Origin of the sequence: Burkholderia sp. BCC1047, from assembly GCF_902833155.1 — a bacterium.
GTDB classification, from domain to species: domain Bacteria; phylum Pseudomonadota; class Gammaproteobacteria; order Burkholderiales; family Burkholderiaceae; genus Burkholderia; species Burkholderia sola.
On record NZ_CADFEH010000044.1, the window covers coordinates 9,151 to 29,270 of the forward strand.

Sequence of the window (20,120 nt, forward strand, 5' to 3'; positions counted from 1 at the left end):
CTCCCTCCTTCGGGTGGCGCTCACGCGGCGTGTGCCGCGCCCGCCTCATACGACGGCTTGCCGCCGGCGTGGACCGCGCGGCCCGCGCCCGAACCGGGGCGCATCGGCCAGTACAACAGGTCGGCGGCAATCTGCCGGTAATCGCGCGCGGCAGCCGACGACGGGAACGCGTCGACCGCCGCATGCATCAGTTCGCGGGCGTGCTCGACGAGCGGATCGGCGCTCACGCAGCCCGCGTCGGCGATCGACACGGACAGGTAGCGGCTCGCGACGCCCGCGAGGTTGTCGAAGGCCGTCTTCGCGTCCGTGTGGCTGGCGACCTGATTGGTCAGCACGCGGAACTGCGCGAACGCGTGCGCGAAATGCAGCCGCTTCATGCACGCATACGCCTCGGTGATCGCCTGCACGGCAACCCGCGTGACGATCAGCACGTCGTGCGCTTCGCGCGCGAGCGCCGACAGCGATCCGTCGGCGCCGAGCTGCGCGTCGACGAGGACGATGTCGGCCGGACCGTCGATGAAGTCGCTCAGCTGCGCGTCGCTGTAGCCGGCGCGCGCGAGCTGGGCGGCGCCGCACAGGCCGAAGCCGGCCGCCACCCGCGTGCGTTCGCCGTCGCGCAGCCACGCGCCGGCGAGCGTCGCGCTGGCCGAATGCACGTCGGCGCGCTCGTCGACGACCAGCACGTCCTTGCCGAGCGACGCGAGCGCCGCCGCGAGGTTCACCACGGTGGACGTGCAGCCGACGCCCGCCGGCCCGCCCGTCACCGCGACGATGCGCGACGCGCGCCCGGCCAGCAGGCGCCGCAGCCCTTCGGCCTGGTCGATGATCCGTTTATCCAAATCGCACCTCGTGCAGCTCGGCGGTGGAACGTGCGGTCAGTGCGGAAAGCAGCGTCGGCATGTCCTCGTCTTGCGGCACGAAGGGCGAGCCGTCGCGCGGCACACAGAACGCGCTCTTCAGCAGGAATTTGGTCGACGCGACGTACAGGTTCTCCGGCACCTTCTGGCCGGTCGACACGTAGTGGACCGGCAGCTTGTAGCGGATCACCGTGTCGAGCACGCTGCCGAGGTGGGTCGCCTCGTCGAGCTTCGTGAGAATGCAGCCGGCCAGATCCGGATGCTCGCCCGCGCTGCGGTACGCCTGCACGACTTCGTTCAGCGTGTCGCCGTGGCTCGTCGCGTTCAGCAGCAGCAGGCGCTGCACCGGCGCGTTCGCGCCGTGCAGCATCGCGATCTGGTCGGACACCGCGCGGTCGCGCTGGCTCATGCCGATCGTGTCGATCAGCACGATGTGCTTGTTGCGCAGCTCGGACAGCGCGAGCGCGAGGTCGCCCGCATCCTTCACCGCGTGAACCGGCACGCCGAGGATCTTGCCGAAGATGCGCAGTTGCTCGTGGCCGCCGATCCGGTAGCTGTCGGTGGTCAGCAGCGCGACCTTGCTCGCACCGAAGCGCATCACGCAGCGCGCGGCCAGCTTCGCGGTGGTGGTCGTCTTGCCGACGCCGGTCGGCCCCATCAGCGCGAACACGCCGCCGCGCTCCATCAGCGCGTCCTCGCTGTCGAGCACCGGCAGGTTCGATGCGAGCACCGACTGCGCCCATTCGGCGGCCTGCTCGAAGGTCTGCGCGCCGTCGCCGGACGGCAGGTTGTCGACCAGCATCCGCACGAGCTGCGCGGAGAAGCCGGCCGCGAACAGATGCTTCGTCAGCGCGCCGTGCACGGCGCTGCGACGCTGGCGGTCGTGCCACATCAGGCTGTCGAACTGCTCTTCCATCATCCCGCGCAGCTCGCCCAGCTCCTGCATCACCGTGTCGTTGACGATTCGTTCGATGCGCGACTTCACCGCATCGGCCACCACGGCGGCCGCGTCGACGGACAGGCGCGTGCGGTCGGTCTGCTTGGCGCCGTACGCGGCGCCCGTGTCGGCTGCGCGCTTCGCCGCGGCCGGCGCTGCGGCGGCCGGCATCCGGCGCTCGGCGTCGCGCACGATGTCGCGCGCCCAGTCGGGCGGCGTCGCGCGGGCGGCGGCTTGCGGCGCGGGCGTGGCCACCTGCGGCTCGGCGGGCGCCTGCGCACGGGCGATCAGCGCGTCGCGCTGCTGCGTCAGGCGCTTCGCATGCTCGACGAGCCACGGTGCGGGTTCGGAAGTGGCGGCCGGCGATCCGGGGGCCGGCCATCCGGCGGCCGGCGATCCGGCGGCCGGCGATCCGACCGCGGCGGATGCAGCGCTCGACGGCGCTGCCGCCGCGGGCGCGTCCGCATCGATCGACGCGGGGTGCGCATCCGCGTCTTGCGCGTCGGCGCTCGCGCCGAACACGGACGAGAACACGTCCGGCAGCCCGCCTTCGCCCGCCGCATACGGATTGACGGCCGGGCGCGGGGCGATCCCCGGGCGCGACACGATGCCCGGCACGGCGGCGGCCGGCACGGAGTCCGGCGCGCGCGACGTGGCGAGGCGCCCACGCGCGGCCGGCGGCGCCACCGCGGCGAGATCCGAATCGGCGAGTGCAACGATTTCGACGCTGCCGTCATCGAGCGTGCGGTTCGACAGCACGACCGCGTCGGCGCCGAGCGCCTCGCGCACGAGACGAAGTGCGTCGCGGCTCGTTGCGCCGGTGAATTTGCGAATGTTCAAGCGGAACCCCCGATGACGTTAACGACTTTGATCGTGCGTGTGTCCGGCACTTCGGCGTACGACAGCACTTTCAGTTGCGGCAGGCTGCGGCGCAGGAAACGCGCGAGCATCGCGCGCAGCGCGTGCTGCACGAGCAGCACGGGCGGCAGCCCGAGATTCTGTTGACGCAGCATCGCTTGCTGCGTGCCGGTCAGAAGGTTGTGCGCGAGGCCGGGTTCGAGGCCCGGGTTCGCGCCGGTGGCGAGCGCCTGCGACAGCACGCGCTCGAGGTTCGCGTCGAGGCCCATCACCTGCATTTCGCCGTTGCCCGGATACCACTGCTGCGTGATCGCACGGCCGAGCGAGAGCCGCACCGCGGCCGTGATCTCGAACGCGTCGCCGCGGCCCGCGTGCTCGGACACCGCCTCGAGGATCGTGCGCATGTCGCGGATCGGCACGCCTTCCTCGAGCAGGTTCTGCAGCACCTTCTGCAGCGTGGTGAGCGAGATCGTCTTCGGCACCAGGTCCTCGACGAGCGACGGCGCGTCCTTGCCGGTGCGCTCGACGAGCGCCTGCACTTCCTGGCGGCCGAGCAGCTCGGCCGCGTGCTGGACGACGAGATGGTTCAGGTGCGTCGCGACGACCGTGCTCGCGTCGACGACCGTGTAGCCGTACACCTGCGCCTGCTCGCGCAGCGCGACGTCGATCCACACGGCCGGCAGCCCGAACGCCGGATCCTGCGTGACGGCGCCCGGCAGCGCGGCCGTCACCTGGCCCGGGTTGATCGCGAGCCACTGACCCGGGAACACTTCGCCGAAGCCGATCTCGACGCCCTTCAGCGCGATCCGGTACGCGTTCGGCCGCAGTTCGAGGTTGTCGCGGATATGGATCACCGGCGGCAGGAAGCCGATTTCCTGCGCGAATTTCTTGCGGATGCTCTTGATGCGCTTGAGCAGCTCGCCGTCGCTGTTCCTGTCGACGAGCGGGATCAGCCGGTAGCCGACTTCGAGGCCGAGCGGGTCGATCAGCTGCACGTCGTCCCAGGTCGCTTCGTGGCTGTCGGCCGGCAGCACCGCGGGTGGCGCGATGTCGGTCACGTCGCCGGCCGCCTTGCGGGCCGCCGCGCGCTTGGTTTGCGTGCGCGCGAGCCAGATCGCGCCGCCGCCGAGCGCGAGGAACGCGAAGTGCGGCATGCCCGGGATCAGCCCCATCAGCACGATGATCGCGCCGGTGATGTTCAGCACGCGCGGATTCGTGAACAGCTGGCCGGTGATCTGCGTGCCGATGTCCTCGTCGGTCGCGACGCGCGACACGATCACGCCGGCCGCGGTCGAGATCACGAGCGACGGGATCTGCGCGACGAGGCCGTCGCCGATCGTCAGCAGCGTGTAGTTGGTGCCGGCCGCGGCGAAGCTCATGTCGTGCTGGACCATCCCGACGATCAGCCCGCCGATCACGTTGATCGCCATGATGATCAGGCCGGCGATCGCATCGCCGCGCACGAACTTCGACGCCCCGTCCATCGACCCGTAGAACTCGGCTTCCTGCGAGACGGCCAGGCGCCGCTTGCGCGCCTGTTCCTCGTTGATGAGGCCGGCGTTCAGATCGGCGTCGATCGCCATCTGCTTGCCGGGCATCGCATCGAGCGTGAAGCGCGCGGACACTTCGGCGATCCGCCCCGCGCCCTTCGTGATCACCATGAAGTTGATGATCATCAGGATCACGAACACGACGATGCCGACCGCGAAGTTGCCGCCGACGAGGAAGTGGCCGAACGCCTCGATCACCTGGCCGGCCGCGTCGGGCCCGGTATGGCCTTCGAGCAGCACGACGCGCGTCGACGCGACGTTCAGCGACAGGCGCAGCAGCGTCGAGAACAGCAGCACGCTCGGGAACGCCGCGAAGTCGAGCGGCTTCATCGTGTACATGCTGACGAGCAGCACCATCACGGACAGCGCGATGTTGAACGTGAACAGCAGATCCAGCAGCATCGGCGGCAGCGGCAGGATCATCATCCCCAGGATCATGCAGATGAGGACCGGGCCCGCGAGCGCGCGCAGGTTCGTGCCTGCGAACGGGTTCGCGCGCTTGCCGAACAGGCCGGTGGTGGGGGTGCTCATGCCGCGTTCCCTTGCTGGCCGAGGGCGTCCTCGGCTTCTTCACGTTCGTCGTCGGCGGCGACCGACGTGCCCTTGTCGAGTTCGGCCGGCACGTCGAGATCGACCGGCATCGCCGGGAACGCGCCGCCTTCCGAGCGGAAGCGCTTGAGCTGGTAGACCCATGCGAGCACTTCGGCCACGGCCGAGTACAGCGAGCCGGGGATCTCGCGCTCGAGTTCGACGTTGTGATACAGCGCACGCGCGAGCGGCGGCGCTTCGAGCAGCGGCACGTTGTGTTCGGCCGCGAGTTCGCGGATGCGCGCGGCGACGAGGTTCACGCCCTTCGCGACGACCTTCGGCGCGCGCATCTCGCCGTCCGTGTATTGCAGCGCGACCGCGAAGTGCGTCGGGTTCGTGACGACCACGTCGGCCTTCGGCACGGCCGCCATCATCCGGCGCCGCGCGATCGCGCGCTGCTGCTGGCGGATCCGCCCCTTCACGTGCGGATCGCCTTCGTTCTCGCGATGCTCGCGCTTCACTTCTTCCTTCGTCATGCGCAACTTCTTGTTGTACTGCCAGAGTTGGTAAGGCACGTCGAGCCCGGCGACCACCAGCATCCCGGCGACCGTCGTGCCGCAGCACACGGCGACCAGATGCAGCGCATCGGGCAGCGCGGCGCCGAGCGGCTGCGTCGCGAGGCTGAGCAACTCGTCCTTGCTGCGCCAGATCGCGATGCCGCCGATCCCGCCGACGACCAGCGTCTTCGCGATCGACATCCCGAGCTGGATCGGCCCCTGGATCGAGAAGATCCGGCCGAGGCCCGCGATCGGGTTCAGGCGGTCGAACTTCAGCTCGAACGTCTTCTGCGAAATCAGCCAGCCGCCGAGCGCCATCGGCGCGAGCAGCGCGGCGACGCCGGTGAGCGCGAGCAGCGGCAGCAGCGCGGCGAAGCCTTCGCGGCTCGCGCTGCCGGCCGCCGACAGCATCCGGTGGGTGTCGAACGCGGTCGCGCGATCGAACGTGAACGCGCCGCGCAGCATCGCCTGCAGATGCCCGCCCGACGGGCCCGCGAGCAGCCATGCGCCGTAGAACCCCGCCGCGAGCAGTGCGAACGAAGCCAGCTCGCGCGAACGCGCGACCTGCCCCTCCTCGCGCGCCTTCTCGCGGCGCCTGGGAGTGGCGGCTTCGGTCTTGTCGAGATCGCTCTCGTCTGCCACGGGGCCTCCAGTCGGGTACGGCGGAATGCCGCTTTCCAGTGACACCGATTATTCATGGACGCGTCAAACGCCGATCGGTCGAGCAAAGCCGGGAAAGGGGGGTATTTCGGGGAATCGGGCGAGCGGCCGCGAACGCGGCCGGAACGGGGGCGGAGCGACGCGCGGCGTGGCGGAAAAGCGGGACCGGCCGGCGCATTGGCGAGGCGGCGGCCGCAAGCGGGACGGCAGCGGCGCCACGCGCGGGGAACGGTGAAACGACGGGCGGGAAAGACGGGAGAGCCGCGGGAGAAGCGGGAGAAGCGCGAGAAGCGGGGCAAGCAGGCCCCGACGCAACGGCGTCGCGCGTCGGTCGGGGCAGGCGTCGGTCAGACGGCCGGGATCGGGTCCGCGCCGAAACGGTTCGGGCCTTCGGTGCCGCGCGAGCACATCCACACGAGCAGCAGGATGCCGCCGACGATCGGAATCAGCGCGAGCAGCAGGAACCAGCCCGAGCGGCCCGTATCGTGCAGGCGGCGCACGCTGACCGCGATGCCCGGAATGATCAGCGCGAGCGACACCAGGAAGATCACGCCGAGCAGCAGCAGCGTGATCAGGCCCGCATCGCGGCCGGCCGCGCCGATGATCTGGCCGGCGACCGACAGCACGGAGGTCAGCAGCGCGAAATACCAGTATTCGGCACGACGCGCACGGCCTTCGAATGTTGCGTATTTATTCAGTACGGTACGAACGGCTTCGGAAAAATTCATTTTATTACCCTCCTGTTTTATATTGGCACCCCGGAAACAACGCCGGAATTATATGATCGAAGTTCGGCGGATTCCATCTCTTTTCGCATATGGGGCAATACGCGCCCATATGGCGCAGGAACGGCTGCAAGAGCGGATTTCGGCATGCCCGGCTTGCATGCCGCGTCATTTTAATAATCGTGAAGATCTGACAGAAACGGCAGCCGTGAATAATCCGGCTTTGATTACACCCGAATGAAATCGCACGAATCGATAATCGACTCGAGTGTCCGGCATTCGATTAACCGACCGGCCGGCGATACGCAGGCCTGCCGGTCGCGGCGCCTTTCGGCATCGCCGGTTCCGTCCGAATCGCACCCTGCGGCGTCGGGACGGGGTGGCCGACCATCGCCGGCCCGAACGGCCCGAACGGCGTGATCGACCGAAGCGACCGAAGCGACCGAAGCGCCCTAACCGGCCGCCGCCCGCTGCAACGCGCCGAGATCGAGCTTCTTCATCGTCATCACCTGCGCCATCACGCGCTCGGCGCGGGCCGGGTCGCCCGTCATCAGTTCGGCCATCTGCACGGGCACGACCTGCCACGACACGCCGAAGCGGTCGCGCAGCCAGCCGCATTGCTGCGCGCGCGCGTCGCCGCCTTCGGACAGGCGCGCCCAGTAATGGTCGATCTCGTCCTGGTCGCGACAGTTGACGACGAACGACACGGCCGGCGTCATCTGGAACACGGGGCCGCCGTTCAGCGCGACGAACGCCTGCCCGTCGAGCTCGAACGCCACGGTCATCACCGCGCCCTCGGCGTTGCCGGACGCATGCGCGCCGGTCTTGCCGTAGCGCGCGACGTGCACGATGCGCGCGTTGTCGAACACCGATACGTAGAAACCGGCCGCCGCCTCGGCGTCGCGGTCGAACCACAGGAACGGCGTGATGCGCTGGATACGCGGGTTCATGCGCTGTCTCCTTCGATGTCGTGCCGGCACCGGTGCCGGTCTTACATCGTAGGCGCTATGCCGGCGCGTGGCGGCGATCCGGTCCGTAGTGCACGCACGGCGCGCCGGAATAAAAAAAGGGGGCGATCGCTCGCCCCCTCGTTCCTGCGTCCGGCGACGCCGCGTCAGAACGCGACGAACGGCTGCGCGCCGCCGCTCGCGGTCTTGTCCATCCCGAAGTAGATCGTCTTGCCGTAGAAGTGCGGCATGCCGATGTCGAGCCAGTTGGACGAGCCGAACGGCCCCGCGATGTCGTTGAACGCGAACGTCGACGCGTTCGAGAACAGCGCATCCGCGTTCGCGACCGGCATCGACACGGTGCCCGACGCGCCGTTCTGGCCGCTCAGCGTGGCCGAATAGGTCGTCGTCGCCGACGGGCAGTAGAACTCCGTATTCCTCGAACAGACCGTCTGCGCCGAATCGTTGAAGAAATACGCGTTCGAGCCCGTATCGAAGAACGCGGTCACGTTGCGCCCCTGGAACGTCGCGCTGACGTCGCCGGTCGTGGTCGACGTCAGCACCGTCTTGCCGCTCAGGTTCGGCAGGCCGAACGTCAGCGTGCCGGTCGCGCTCGCCTGCCCGTTGTTCGAGATGGCCGGCATCTGCACGCTCACGCCGTCGTTGTTCGCGAACCGGTGCACCGGGTTGGCCACCTGCTGCGCGAGCGGCACGAGCGTGACGGTGCAGCTCGCGTTGTCGCCGTTCGGGCACGCGTAGTAGTTGTTGCTCGTCGACGTCGACGTCGCGCAGGTCGTGCCGCAGTCGTACGGCGCCGGCCCGATGCCGAGGATCCCGTTCGCGCCGAGCGCGCTCGTCGAGTTGGCCGATGCGCCGCCGTTCGTGCACGAGCTCGGCACGTTCGTCGTGCCGAGGTCGCCGATGATCTGCACGGGCAGCGACGCGGCCTGCTCGGTGCCGATCGACAGGTCGACGGTGCGCACCGAGCCCCACGTGTAGCTCGACACGAACTTGCCGCATTCGGCGACCGGCGCGCCGCCGCTCTTCACCTGCGGCAGGCTGTCGTGCACGCCGGCCACCGCGCTGCCGACGAGCCGCAGCCCGTAGGACGCGGTATCGACGAGCACGTTGTTGACGATCTGGCAGTTCGACGTGCCCGGCACGCAAACCTTCACGCTGATGGTCGGGATGTTGATCACGTTCGCGGCGCCGGCGGCGACCGTGACGACGGCCGTGTTGCCGCTGTTGCCGTCGGAGCCGCTGTTGCCGGTATTGCCGTTGTTGCCCGAACTGCCGCCGCCGTCATCGCCGCCGCCGCAGGCCGTCACGAGCACGGCCGTCGCGGCCAGGAGGCCTAGCACGCCGAACCAGCGCTTGAATGTATGAGTCATGCTCAAGATCGCTCTCCCGCTGTCACTGGATATCGGTGCCGGCCACGCCGGTCGGCAGCGCCGACGGCAGCCATGCCTGGCCGGAGAAGGCGCCCATGTGGCCACCCGTCCGGATCACGAGGCCGCTCGTCTCGACGGCCACCGGAGCACGCCAGCCGCGCGCCCGGTGCGCCGCCTGGACGCCGGCGGTGTACTGCGGGAAATAGCTGCCGAGCAGCGACGCGAGATCCGGCATCGTCGGCCCGCGCCACGCGAGGCCGAACACGCTGCCGGCGGCCGACGTGTATTCGTGGATGACGGTGCCCGATCCGAGCGTGATCTCGCGAACGGTATAGGCGGCCGTGCTCGTCTGCACGCCGTCCGCCGAGCGCATCGCGCGCTGCAGCGCGCGCACGGTGGCGGCCTGATCGTCCGCCGGCGGCGACATCGGCGCGCCGCCCAGTTCCGCGTGTGCGTGGACAGCCCACAGCACACCCATTGCAGCCGTCGCGTGCGCGACGGTCCAGCCCAAGCGTTTCAGCTTCACGTTCCCCCCCAAGGGACTGGCTTCGGTGCCGACGGCGCCGCCATCGGCCCGCGCCGTCTGCCCACTGATGAATCGTACGAATGACGCTACGTTGCTGCTGACGCGTAGTATGCCTGCGGAGTGTGTCGAAGTGTCAATTCGACGCAGGATCACGCTGCGCCGCGCAGCGGCGGCGGGCGGGGGGGAAATGAGGCGGGAACGGGGCATGCGCGCGTCGAGCGGCCCCGCGGAACGGGGCGCCCGACAATGGGACGCGCGATGCGCACCGGCAGGATCAGAAGCCGAGGCTCGCGAGCAGGTCGTCGACCTGCCCCTGGTCCTGAACGACGTCGGATTTGCCTTCCGGCGCGATCTGCGGGCCGTTCAGCAGCGATTCGGGGCTGCCGGTCGCGCTCATCGCTTCGGCCGCGAATGCCGCCGCGGTGGCCGCGAACTGCTCGCGCCGCTCCGGCGCGATGTTCTCGACGAGCACGGTGAGGAGCTGCTGCTCGATCAGGTAGACCATGTCCATGATCTTCTTGATCACCTGCCCGGTCAGATCCTGGAAATCCTGCGCGAGCATGATCTCGAGCAGTTGCGCGCGGGTCGCCGCCGTCGATTCGGGCAGCGTGCGCAGGAACGCGCGCGTGTCGTCCATCAGCTCGCGCACTTCCGCGTGCTCGATCGGCGCGGCGTACCACTGCGCCCAGCGCGCGTCAAGCGCCTCGGCCTCGTTCTGCACGCGCTCCTGCATCGGCTTCGCGATCTCGATCGCATTCAGCACGCGCACCGCGGCCTGCTCGGTCATCGTCGCGACGTAGCGCAGCCGGTCGCGCGCATCGGGCACGGCTTCCGCCGCGCGCTCGACATGCTTGTCGAGCCCGAGCTCGCGCATCGAATCGCGCAGCGTGCGCGTGACGTGGCCGATGCGCGCGAGGATCCGGTCGCTCGCGTAATCGGCGCCTTCGGCATGGCCGTCGGCATTGACCGCCGCGCCGGCAAGCGCCGCATGGATCGGCTCGTTCACGTTCAGCTCCCGGCCTTGGCCATCTTGTCGATGATCTTGTTCAGCTTCTCGTCGAGCGTCGCGGCCGTGAACGGTTTCACGACGTAGCCGCTCGCGCCGGCCTGCGCGGCCGCGATGATGTTCTCCTTCTTCGACTCGGCCGTGACCATCAGCACCGGCAGATGCGTGAGCGTCGCGTCCGCGCGGATCTCCTTGAGCATCGCGAGACCGTCGAGGTTCGGCATGTTCCAGTCCGAGATCACGAAGTCGAAGCCGCCGCCGCGCAGCCGCGCGAGGCCGGCCGCGCCGTCCTCGGCCTCATCGACGTTCGTGTAGCCCAGTTCCTTGAGCAGGTTGCGGACGATCCGGCGCATCGTCGGGAAATCGTCCACCACCAGGATTTTCATGCTCTTGTCCATCGTCGTTCCTTTCCAGATTCGTTTCCGTCGGGACGCGTATCGTGGCACGCGCCCCGTGACAGTCCATTCACACACGCTGCACGCGGTCGCCCATCGTCGCCAGGCGCGCCATCACGCGGCGGCTCATGTCGGCGAGCGGCGCGACCTCGTCCGCCCCGCCGAGCGCGATCGCCTCGCGCGGCATCCCGAACACGATGCAGCTCGCCTCGTCCTGCGCGAACGTGTAAGCGCCCGTGCGTTTCATTTCCAGCAGGCCGGCCGCGCCGTCGCGGCCCATCCCGGTGAGGATCACGCCGATCGCGTTCTTGCCCGCATGCGTCGCCGCCGAGCGGAACAGCACGTCGACCGACGGGCGGTGCCGGTTCACCGGCGGCTCGTCCGACAGTTGCGCAATATAGTTCGCGCCGCTTCTCGCGAGCAACAGGTGCGCATGGCCCGGCGCGATGTACGCATGGCCCGGCAGCACGCGTTCGCCGTGCTCGGCTTCCTTCACCGCGATCCGGCACAGGCCGTTCAGCCGCTGCGCGAACGATTTCGTGAAGCCCGGCGGCATGTGCTGCGCGATCAGCACGGCCGGCGCGTCCGGCGGCAGCGGCGTCAGCACTTCGCGGATCGCCTCGGTGCCGCCCGTCGACGCGCCGATGATGATCAGCTTCTCGGTACTGACGAGCGGGTTGTTGATCATCGGCGCGGCCGCGGCGCTGTCCGCCGTGCGCGCGACGGCCTGCGGCTGCGGCGCCTGGCGCACGCGCGCGCGCGACGCCGCGCGGATCTTGTCGGCGAGCTTTTCCGCGTAGTCGAGCATCCCGTCGCGAATCCCGACGCGCGGCTTCGTGACGAAATCCACCGCGCCGAGTTCGAGCGCGCGCAGCGTGATTTCCGAGCCGCGCTCGGTCAGCGACGACACCATCACGACCGGCATCGGCCGCAGACGCATCAGCTTCTCGAGGAAGTCGAGCCCGTCCATGCGCGGCATTTCGACGTCGAGCGTGAGCACGTCGGGGTTGTGCTGCTTGATGAGCTCGCGCGCGACGAGCGGATCGGGCGCGGTCGCGACCACCGTCATGTCGGGCTGGCTGTTGATGATCTCGGTCATCAGGCTGCGGATCAGCGCCGAATCGTCGACGCACAACACTTTGATCTTCTGCACTGCGGTCATGCCTCCTGCTTTCTTGATAGGGTCGCCGTCCGCGCGGCGCCGGCCGCGGCCGCGCTACCGCCGCCGGCCGGCGCGGCGCCGCGCCCGCCGAACAGCTCGATGCGCGGACGCGCCGGCTGCGGCGCGGCAGGCCGCTTCGCGGCAAACAGCTCGACGTGCGCGCGACGGGCGCGCTCGGCCTCGCGCGCGAGCGCGGCTTCGCGCTCGGTCACGCCCGGCACCTGCAGCCGCAGCTTCTTCACCATCGCGCGCCCGCTGTGCGGCATGAACGCGACCTTGCGCGGATGCACGCCCTGCAGGTCTTCCGCGGTGATGCGGATGCGCTCGAGCGCCAGATAGCGGCGCACGAAATCCGCGTTGCGATCGCCGATGTTGATCGTCGTCATCCCGGCCAGCACGGCCGCGCCGCCGAACACCTTCGCCTCGAAGCGCTCGCGGCGCCCGCCGGCCTTGATCAGCTCGTTGATCAGCACTTCCATCGCATACGCGCCATAGCGCATCGATTCCGACGCGGCCGCGCCTGGATCGGCGCCGTCGTCCGGCAGCATGAAATGGTTCATCCCGCCGATGCCCGCGTATGGGTCGTGCAGGCACGCGGCGACGCACGAGCCGAGCACGGTCATCAGCACCATGTCCTCGGCGGTCGTGTAGAACTCGTTCGGCAACAGCTTCACGCCGGGGCGCTCGAAGTGGTTGTCGAAGTAGCGATTGGTCGCGATCGGCAGTGCGCTCATCCGCGCTCTCCAAGAGCCGGCGCGCCGCCTGCGGCCCGCGCGCGCGACGGCATCGCGGCCGCCGCGCTCGCCTGCGCGCCGCGCGAGCGCGCACCCTGCTCGGCGTCGCGCGTCAGTTCGTACACCGTCTGCCCGCGCAGCCGGAACGCCTGCGTCACGTACGTGAAGTTCTCCGAATGGCCGGCGAACAGCAGCCCGCCCGGCTTCACGAGCGGATCGAAGCGCGACAGCACCTGCCCCTGCGTCGGCTTGTCGAAATAGATCATCACGTTGCGGCAGAAGATCGCGTCGAACGGCTTCGCGATCCCGTAGTCCGCATCGGTCAGGTTCAGCTGCTCGAAGCGGATCATCGCGCGCAGCTCGGGGCGCACCTTCACGCGGCCGGCCTGCGCGCCCGTGCCCTTCAGGAAGAAGCGCTTGAGCCGCTCCGGCGACAGGTGCTTGACCTGGTCGTACGTGTAGATGCCGGCTTCGGCCTTCGCGAGCACCTGCGTGTCGAGATCGGTCGCGAGGATCGTCGCGCTGCGCGCGGCCGTGTCGCCGAGCGCCTCGATCAGCGTGATCGCGATCGAGTACGGCTCCTCGCCGGTCGACGCCGCCGAGCACCAGACCGACACCGGCGCCGGCCGCGATTTCACGAATTCCGCCAGGATCGGGAAATGGTGCGACTCGCGGAAAAACGCGGTCAGGTTGGTGGTCAGCGCGTTGGTGAACGCTTCCCATTCGAGCGGATCGTCTTCCTGCTCGAGCAGGTCGAGGTAGTCGCGGAACGTGTCGAGGCCGCGCGCCCGCAGCCGTCGCGCGAGCCGGCTATAGGCCATGTCGCGCTTGTGCTCGGACAGCGAGATGCCCGCGCGTTGATGGATCAGCGCGCGGATGCGTGCGAAATCCGCGCCGGTGAACGCGAAGTCGCGCCCCGGCTCGCCCGCGCGAGGCGAGGCATCCGGTGCATCGGGTCGAAACGGCGCGCGCGCGTGCTGCATGGCTTAGAAGGTCTCCCAGTCGTCGTCGGACGCGCCGGCTGACGCCAGCGCAGGCTTCTCGCCGTTCAGCGCCGGGCGCACGAGCGCGGGCTTCGCGGCCGGCTTGTCCGCCGGCGCGGCCGTCTTCGCGAGACGCGGGCCGTAGCCGCCCGCGGCGGCGCCGCCACGAGAGGTCGGTGCATCCTTCTGCGTCCGCGCGGCGGCCTCGGGCGCACGCGTCGGTTCGGACGCGGCGGCCGCGGCGCCCGACGCAGCCGCACGCGACGCCGGCGCGGCGCGGCGTGCCGCCGGTTGGGCCGCAGCCTGCGGCGCCGGCAGCGCGGCGACCGGCGTATCGTGGCGCGACGCCGACGGCAGCGCCGCCGGTTCGTGCGCGACCGGCCGCGCGACGCTGCGCGCCGGCGCGAGCGCGATGCCGCCCGCGACGCGCCAGCCCGACACGATCGCCTTCATCTGGCGCGTCTGCTCCTCGAGCGACGCGGCCGCGGCCGCCGCCTGCTCGACGAGCGCTGCGTTCTGCTGCGTGACCGCATCCATCTGGCCGACCGCGCGGTTGACCTGCTCGATGCCGGTCGACTGCTCGTCGGACGCGGCGCTGATCTCGCCCATGATGTCGGTCACGCGGCGCACGGCCTGCACGATCTCTTCCATCGTCGAGCCGGCGCGCGCGACGAGCGCCGACCCGCTGTCGACCTTCTCGGCCGAATCGCCGATCAGCTGCTTGATTTCCTTCGCGGCGCTCGCGCTGCGCTGCGCGAGCGAGCGCACCTCGCCCGCGACCACCGCGAAGCCGCGGCCCTGCTCGCCGGCCCGCGCCGCTTCGACGGCCGCGTTCAATGCGAGGATGTTGGTCTGGAACGCGATCCCTTCGATCGTGCCGATGATGTCGACGACCTTGCCCGAGCTCGCCGCGATGTCCTGCATCGTCGACACGACCTGGCCGACCACGTCGCCGCCCTGGGTCGCGATGTCCGACGCGTTCACCGCGAGCTGGCTCGCCTGCCGCGCGTTCTCCGCGTTCTGCCGCACGGTGCCCGTCAGCTGCTCCATGCTCGACGCGGTTTCCTGCAGTGACGCGGCCTGCTCCTCGGTGCGCTGCGACAGGTCGATGTTGCCGGTCGCGATCTCGCGCGCGCCGACGTCGATCGATTCGGTGCCGCGATGCACGGCCTGCACCATCGTCGTGACGGCGTCCTGCATCCGCTTGATGCCGCCGAACAGGCGGCCGATCTCGTTCGTGCTGGAGGCGTTCACCGGCTGCGTGAGGTCGCCGCCGGCAATGCGCTCGAAATGCGCGATCGCGTCCTCGATCGGCTGGACGATCAGCCCGCGCAGCACGAAGCGGATCGCGATCACGACGACGAACGCGATCGCGATGCCGGCCGCGATCAGCGCGATCATCATCGAGATCTGCGACTGCGTCTCGGTCTGACGGTCTTGCGCGCGCTTCTGCAGCGCGGCGATCACGGCCGCCGCCGTCTGGTCGAACGCGACGAACATCGGGCTGATCTTCGTGTCCGCGACCGCGTGGTACGCGGCCATGTCGCCCGCGCGCGCCGCGGCGAACTCGGGCTCGACGCCTTCCTTCACGATCGTCGTGTAGCGTGCGGCGAGTTCGTCGAGCAGCGCCTGATCGACCCCGAGCTTCGGCGTCGACTGGAACGCCTGCCAGTTCTGGTTCGACTTCGCATACAGCTCCTGCGCGCGGTCGAGCACCTTCGCCGCGTCGGCCGCATTGCCGCCTTCGGTCAGCGTACGAAAGCGATCGAGCGCGACGCGCGAGCGCAGCAGCTGCGCGGCCGTGTCGTCGAGCGTGTGGATCGCCGGCAGGTCGACGTGCGCGATCTCGTCGAGCGAGCGGCTCGCGTGATCGAGCGCGTAGAGGCCGAGCCCGCCGACCGCGGCGGTCAGGCACACGAGGATGAGTCCGACCGCCGTGAGCGTCGTGCGGATCGACCAGTTATGCAACATTGCAGATTCTCCCGAAATTGCTGCGCGCGCGGCGCGCTTACCCGCCGAGCGTCTCGATCAGCGCCATTTCACGGCTCGACATCAGCTTCTCGATGTCCATCAGGATCAGCATCCGGCCGTCGACCGTGCCGAGGCCCGTCAGGTACTCGGTCGTCAGCGTCGCGCCGAATTCCGGCGCCGGCATGATCTGGTCGGTCTGCAGCGTCAGCACGTCCGACACGCCGTCGACCACCATCCCGACCACGCGGTTCGACACGTTCAGGATGATCACGACGGTCTGGTGGTCGTACTCGACGCGGCCGAGGTGGAACTTGATCCGCATGTCGACGATCGGCACGATGATCCCGCGCAGGTTGATCACGCCCTTGATGAACTCGGGCGCGTTCGCGATCCGCGTGACGCTGTCGTAGCCGCGGATTTCCTGCACTTTCAGGATGTCGATCCCGTATTCCTCGTCGCCGAGCGTGAAGACGAGAAATTCCTGGCCCGTCGCATCGCCGTGTTCGGCGTCGCGGCGGCTGGTCGCCGCCGCATTCGCCGCGGCCGTATTGATCATTTGGACTTCAGCAGACACGTTTGCCCCCAATCGGTTGAATGGCGAGAGTCAGAAGACGGCGAGCTCGGCGCCGGCTCGGGCGCCGTGCATCGCACGGGTTTCGCGGTTCAGCGCCGCGACGTCGACGATCAGCGCGACGCTGCCGTCGCCGAGGATGGTCGCCGCCGAGATGCCGTGGACCTTGCGGTAGTTGGTTTCGAGGTTCTTCACGACCACCTGCTGCTGGCCGACCAGTTCGTCGATCAGCATCGCGAAACGACGCCCCTCGGTTTCCATGATCGTGACGATCCCCTGCGTCGGGTCGGTGCGCGCGTCGTCGACCGAGAACACCTCGTGCAGCGCGACGAGCGGCAGGTATTCGCCGCGCACGCGCACCACGCGTTCGCCGTTGCCGACCGTGTAGATGTCGTCGTTCGACGGCTGCAGCGACTCCATCACGAAGTTCAGCGGCAGGATGAAGATCTCGCTGCCGACCTTGACCGACATCCCGTCGAGGATCGCGAGCGTGAGCGGCAGCACGATCCGCGTGGTCGTGCCGCGGCCCGCCTGCGACGAGATCTCGACGTGGCCGCCCATCGACTGGATGTTGCGCTTCACGACGTCCATCCCGACGCCGCGGCCCGACACGTCGGTCACCGTCTCGGCGGTCGAAAAGCCCGGCGCGAAGATCAGCTGCCACACTTCGTCGTCGCTGATGTTCTCGGAGATCTGCATGCCCTGCTTCGCGGCCTTCGCGAGAATCCGCTCGCGGTTCAGGCCCGCGCCGTCGTCGCTCACCTCGATCACGATGTTGCCGCCGTGATGCGCGGCCGACAGCACGAGCTGGCCGACCGCATCCTTGCCGGCGGCGACGCGCTTGTCGACGGTTTCGATCCCGTGGTCGAGGCTGTTGCGCACCAGGTGCGTAAGCGGATCGATGATCCGTTCGATCAGGCTCTTGTCGAGTTCGGTCGCCTGGCCGAACGTGACCAGTTCGACCTGCTTGCCGAGCTTGCCGGCGAGGTCGCGCACGAGCCGCGGGAAGCGGCTGAACACGTAGTCCATCGGCATCATGCGGATCGACATCACCGCTTCCTGCAGGTCGCGCGCGTTGCGCTCGAGCTGCGCCATCCCGTTGAACAGGCGGTCGTGCAGCGCCGGATCGAACGCACTGGCCGTCTCCGCCAGCATCGCCTGCGTGATCACCAGTTCGCCGACGAGGTTGATCAGCTGGTCGACCTTCTCGACGCCCACGCGGATCGAGCTGCCTTCGGCGCCGCCTGCCGCCGCGGCGGCCGGGCGCGCGCGCTTGTCGTCGTGATGCGCGGCGGCGGCCGGTGTTGCGTGGTCGGCCGGCTGCGGTTGAGCGGGGGGTTGCGGCTGCGGCTGCACGGCGGCGGCCGGAGCCGTAGCGGGCGCCGCGGCCGCCGGTTGCGGCGCGGCGGCCTGCGGCGCGAACACCTCGACGCGCGCGGGCTGCGCGGCGGCGGCCGGTTCGGCAGCTTCAGCAGCCACGGCCGCGGCGGCCGGCGCGACGGCCGGCGCCGCCTGGGCAGCCGGCGCCGTGCCGCGCCCGACGCGGATCTGGCTTTCGTCGATCACGAAGCAGCACACCGCGACGATGTCGTCGGACGGCACGTCCGATTCGACCCACAGCGTCAGGTCCGCGCCCACTTCCTCGCGGCCGACGATCCGGCCGAGGTTGCCGAGTTCTTCGGTGAGCAGCGCCTGGTCCTTCGCGTCGACGCCGACCAGCGTGATCTTCAGGTGCGGGCCGTCGGCGCCGGCATCGGCGTCGGCCGCCGGATGCGCGGCCGCGACGGCCTGCTCGACCACATGGTCGGGCGCCCGGTCGTCGCCGGCGGCGGGCGCGGCAGCCGGCGCGACGGCGGCGGCAACCGGCGCGGCCGGCGTAGGTGCGGCCGGCGTAGGCGCGGCGGCGGCGGGCGCACCCGCGCCGCTTTCGGCCTTCAGCCGTTCGAGCTTCGCGCAGATCGCCGCGGCGGCGGCCGCGTCCGGCTCGGCGCTCGCGCGGTAGTCGACGAGCTGGTCGGACAGCACGTCCTTGGTTTCCAGGAACGCGTCGACCATCTCCTTGGTCAGCGTCAGCTCATGGTTGCGCGCACGGTCGAGCAGCGATTCGAGGATGTGCGTCGTATCGGTCAGCGCGGAAAAGCCGAACGTCGCCGCGCCGCCCTTGATCGAATGCGCGGCGCGGAAGATCGCCGCCAGATCCTCGGGATCGGGCGCATCGACGTCGAGGTTCAGCAGCAGCTGCTCCATCTGCGCGAGCAGCTCGTCCGCTTCGTCGAAAAAGGTCTGGTAGAACTGAGTGATGTCGAGAGTCATGCCCGGTCACCGGTTGAAATCGTCGCGTTCATGTCAGGAAGCAGCCGGCTCGGACAGCGTGGCGACCAGGTCGACCAGCACGCCCGGGTCGATCGGCTTTTCGATCCAGCCGGTCGCACCCGCGTCGCGTGCGGCGTCCTTGAACGCGTCGCTGCCTTCGGTCGTCAGGATGAGGATCGGCGTGTCCGCGTACGCGGTCAGCTTGCGCAGCGCGGCGATCACCTCGAGCCCGCTCTTGCGCGGCATGTTCTGGTCGGTCAGGACCAGGTCGTACGGCGTCGTCGCCGCCATGTCGAAGCCGGCTTCGCCGTCCGGCGCCACCGTCACGTCGTAGCCGGCTTGCGCAAGCGTGGCCTGCAGCAGCGCACGCATGGTCGCGGAGTCGTCGATGGCGAGAATGGTTCGGATCATGTCTGTCTCGGAAACGTCAGGGTTTCGGCGCCACGGCGACGGCGCTCGCCACGACCGGGCGCGCCGCCGGCGTCGGGCCGCCGAGCTGCTGCGCGAGCAGCTTCGAGCCGGCCGCGTCGGCGGACAGCGTCGTCGTCGTCGCGTCGTCGCGCATCAGCGCTTCTTCGGATTTGCGATTCAGCACGATCACGCTGATCCGGCGGTTTTCCGGATCGAGCGGATCGGCCTTGTTCAGGTTCTGCGTCGACGCGAGGCCCAGCACGCGCAGCACTTTCGCCTCGTCCATGCCGCCGGAGATCAGCTCGCGGCGCGATGCGTTCGCGCGATCGGCCGACAGCTCCCAGTTGCTGTAGCCGCCCTCGCCGCCCGCGTACGGCACGGCGTCGGTGTGGCCCTGGACGATGATCCGGTTCGGCACGTCGTTCAGCGTCTTGCCGATCTCGCGCAGGATGTCGCGCATGTACGGCTCGACGTGGTCGCTCGACATCGCGAACATCGGCCGCTTCTGCGAATCGACGATCTCGATGCGCAGCCCCATCAGCGTCGAGTCGATGCGGATCTGCTGCTTGAACTGGCGCAGCGTCGGATTGGCCTCGATCGCCGCCATCAGCTTGATCTGCAGGTCGTGCAGGCGCGTCTGCTCGAGCCGGTCCTGCGCGCCCTCCGCCTGCGACCGCGAATGCTCGTCGCCCGCCTTCGCGAGGCGCTCGGCGAGCGACGTCGTGCCGTCGGTGCGGCGCAGCGTGCCGGCATCCGTGCTCGACAGGTCGCGGCCGCCGCCGTTGATGATGCTGGAATCCTGCGAGCTGCGGTCGCCGCTGCCGAGAATCGCGGCCTTCAGCGGCATGTTGAAATATTCGGCGATCCCCTTCAGCTGCACCGGCGTGACCGAGCTCAGCAGCCACATCAGCAGGAAGAACGCCATCATCGCGGTCATGAAGTCCGCGTACGCGAGCTTCCATGCGCCGCCGTGGTGGCCCTTCTTCGCCGGGGCCACCCGCTTGACGACGATCGCGCGATCCTTGCTCTTGCTCATCG

18 protein-coding genes are annotated in these 20,120 nt (G+C 69.4%); all 18 read right to left on the bottom strand.

Annotated features, from left to right (window positions below; translation table 11 throughout):
• Positions 1-20 precede the first annotated feature (20 nt).
• Entirely contained in the window at positions 21-839 is an 819-nt protein-coding gene (locus HWX55_RS31630) for a MinD/ParA family protein (RefSeq protein ID WP_175978575.1), read from the bottom strand.
• The gene (gene flhF / locus HWX55_RS31635; protein WP_175978576.1) at positions 832-2,634 is read right to left on the bottom strand and encodes a flagellar biosynthesis protein FlhF; all 1,803 of its coding nucleotides are present in this window, start codon (positions 2,632-2,634) and stop codon (positions 832-834) included. The genes HWX55_RS31630 and flhF overlap by 8 nt, the downstream gene beginning before the upstream one ends.
• Positions 2,631-4,733, bottom strand: coding sequence for a flagellar biosynthesis protein FlhA (flhA, locus tag HWX55_RS31640; RefSeq protein WP_175978577.1), 2,103 nt, complete (start codon positions 4,731-4,733; stop codon positions 2,631-2,633). Before flhA ends, flhF begins: the two co-directional genes overlap by 4 nt.
• A complete protein-coding gene (flhB, locus tag HWX55_RS31645) occupies positions 4,730-5,929 on the bottom strand; it encodes a flagellar biosynthesis protein FlhB (protein WP_175978578.1) in 1,200 nt (399 codons plus the stop codon). Before flhB ends, flhA begins: the two co-directional genes overlap by 4 nt.
• Positions 5,930-6,294: 365 nt before the next feature.
• A complete protein-coding gene (locus tag HWX55_RS31650; RefSeq protein ID WP_050011821.1) occupies positions 6,295-6,675 on the bottom strand; it encodes a DUF805 domain-containing protein in 381 nt (126 codons plus the stop codon).
• A gap of 449 nt (positions 6,676-7,124) precedes the next feature.
• A complete protein-coding gene (locus tag HWX55_RS31655) occupies positions 7,125-7,622 on the bottom strand; it encodes a VOC family protein (RefSeq protein ID WP_050011820.1) in 498 nt (165 codons plus the stop codon).
• Between the two features lie 164 nt (positions 7,623-7,786).
• Positions 7,787-9,016: a DUF3443 family protein gene (locus HWX55_RS31660; protein ID WP_175978579.1), complete on the bottom strand. Its 1,230-nt coding sequence runs from the start codon at positions 9,014-9,016 to the stop codon at positions 7,787-7,789.
• Between the two features lie 16 nt (positions 9,017-9,032).
• Positions 9,033-9,536, bottom strand: a complete 504-nt coding sequence (locus HWX55_RS31665; protein WP_050012090.1) for a DUF2844 domain-containing protein — start codon at positions 9,534-9,536, stop codon at positions 9,033-9,035.
• Positions 9,537-9,810: 274 nt separating this feature from the next.
• Positions 9,811-10,542 carry a protein phosphatase CheZ gene (gene cheZ, locus HWX55_RS31670; protein WP_069618698.1) on the bottom strand — a complete coding sequence of 244 codons (732 nt, stop codon included), beginning with the start codon at positions 10,540-10,542 and terminating at the stop codon, positions 9,811-9,813.
• Between the two features lie 2 nt (positions 10,543-10,544).
• Positions 10,545-10,940, bottom strand: coding sequence for a chemotaxis response regulator CheY (cheY, locus tag HWX55_RS31675; RefSeq protein WP_006754880.1), 396 nt, complete (start codon positions 10,938-10,940; stop codon positions 10,545-10,547).
• Positions 10,941-11,007: 67 nt separating this feature from the next.
• The gene (locus tag HWX55_RS31680; protein WP_175978580.1) at positions 11,008-12,099 is read right to left on the bottom strand and encodes a chemotaxis response regulator protein-glutamate methylesterase; all 1,092 of its coding nucleotides are present in this window, start codon (positions 12,097-12,099) and stop codon (positions 11,008-11,010) included.
• Positions 12,096-12,833, bottom strand: a complete 738-nt coding sequence (gene cheD / locus HWX55_RS31685; RefSeq protein ID WP_175978581.1) for a chemoreceptor glutamine deamidase CheD — start codon at positions 12,831-12,833, stop codon at positions 12,096-12,098. The genes HWX55_RS31680 and cheD overlap by 4 nt, the downstream gene beginning before the upstream one ends.
• Entirely contained in the window at positions 12,830-13,816 is a 987-nt protein-coding gene (locus tag HWX55_RS31690; protein WP_175978582.1) for a CheR family methyltransferase, read from the bottom strand. The genes cheD and HWX55_RS31690 overlap by 4 nt, the downstream gene beginning before the upstream one ends.
• A 3-nt stretch (positions 13,817-13,819) precedes the next feature.
• Positions 13,820-15,787, bottom strand: coding sequence for a methyl-accepting chemotaxis protein (locus HWX55_RS31695; RefSeq protein WP_175978583.1), 1,968 nt, complete (start codon positions 15,785-15,787; stop codon positions 13,820-13,822).
• Between the two features lie 37 nt (positions 15,788-15,824).
• Positions 15,825-16,343 (bottom strand): chemotaxis protein CheW, encoded by a 519-nt coding sequence (gene cheW, locus HWX55_RS31700; protein ID WP_050016005.1) that lies wholly within the window; start codon positions 16,341-16,343, stop codon positions 15,825-15,827.
• Between the two features lie 48 nt (positions 16,344-16,391).
• The gene (gene cheA / locus HWX55_RS31705) at positions 16,392-18,671 is read right to left on the bottom strand and encodes a chemotaxis protein CheA (protein WP_175978584.1); all 2,280 of its coding nucleotides are present in this window, start codon (positions 18,669-18,671) and stop codon (positions 16,392-16,394) included.
• A gap of 33 nt (positions 18,672-18,704) precedes the next feature.
• Positions 18,705-19,082 carry a response regulator gene (locus tag HWX55_RS31710; RefSeq protein ID WP_050016002.1) on the bottom strand — a complete coding sequence of 126 codons (378 nt, stop codon included), beginning with the start codon at positions 19,080-19,082 and terminating at the stop codon, positions 18,705-18,707.
• Positions 19,083-19,098: 16 nt separating this feature from the next.
• Positions 19,099-20,118 carry a flagellar motor protein MotB gene (motB, locus tag HWX55_RS31715; protein ID WP_050015998.1) on the bottom strand — a complete coding sequence of 340 codons (1,020 nt, stop codon included), beginning with the start codon at positions 20,116-20,118 and terminating at the stop codon, positions 19,099-19,101.
• Positions 20,119-20,120: the final 2 nt, after the last annotated feature.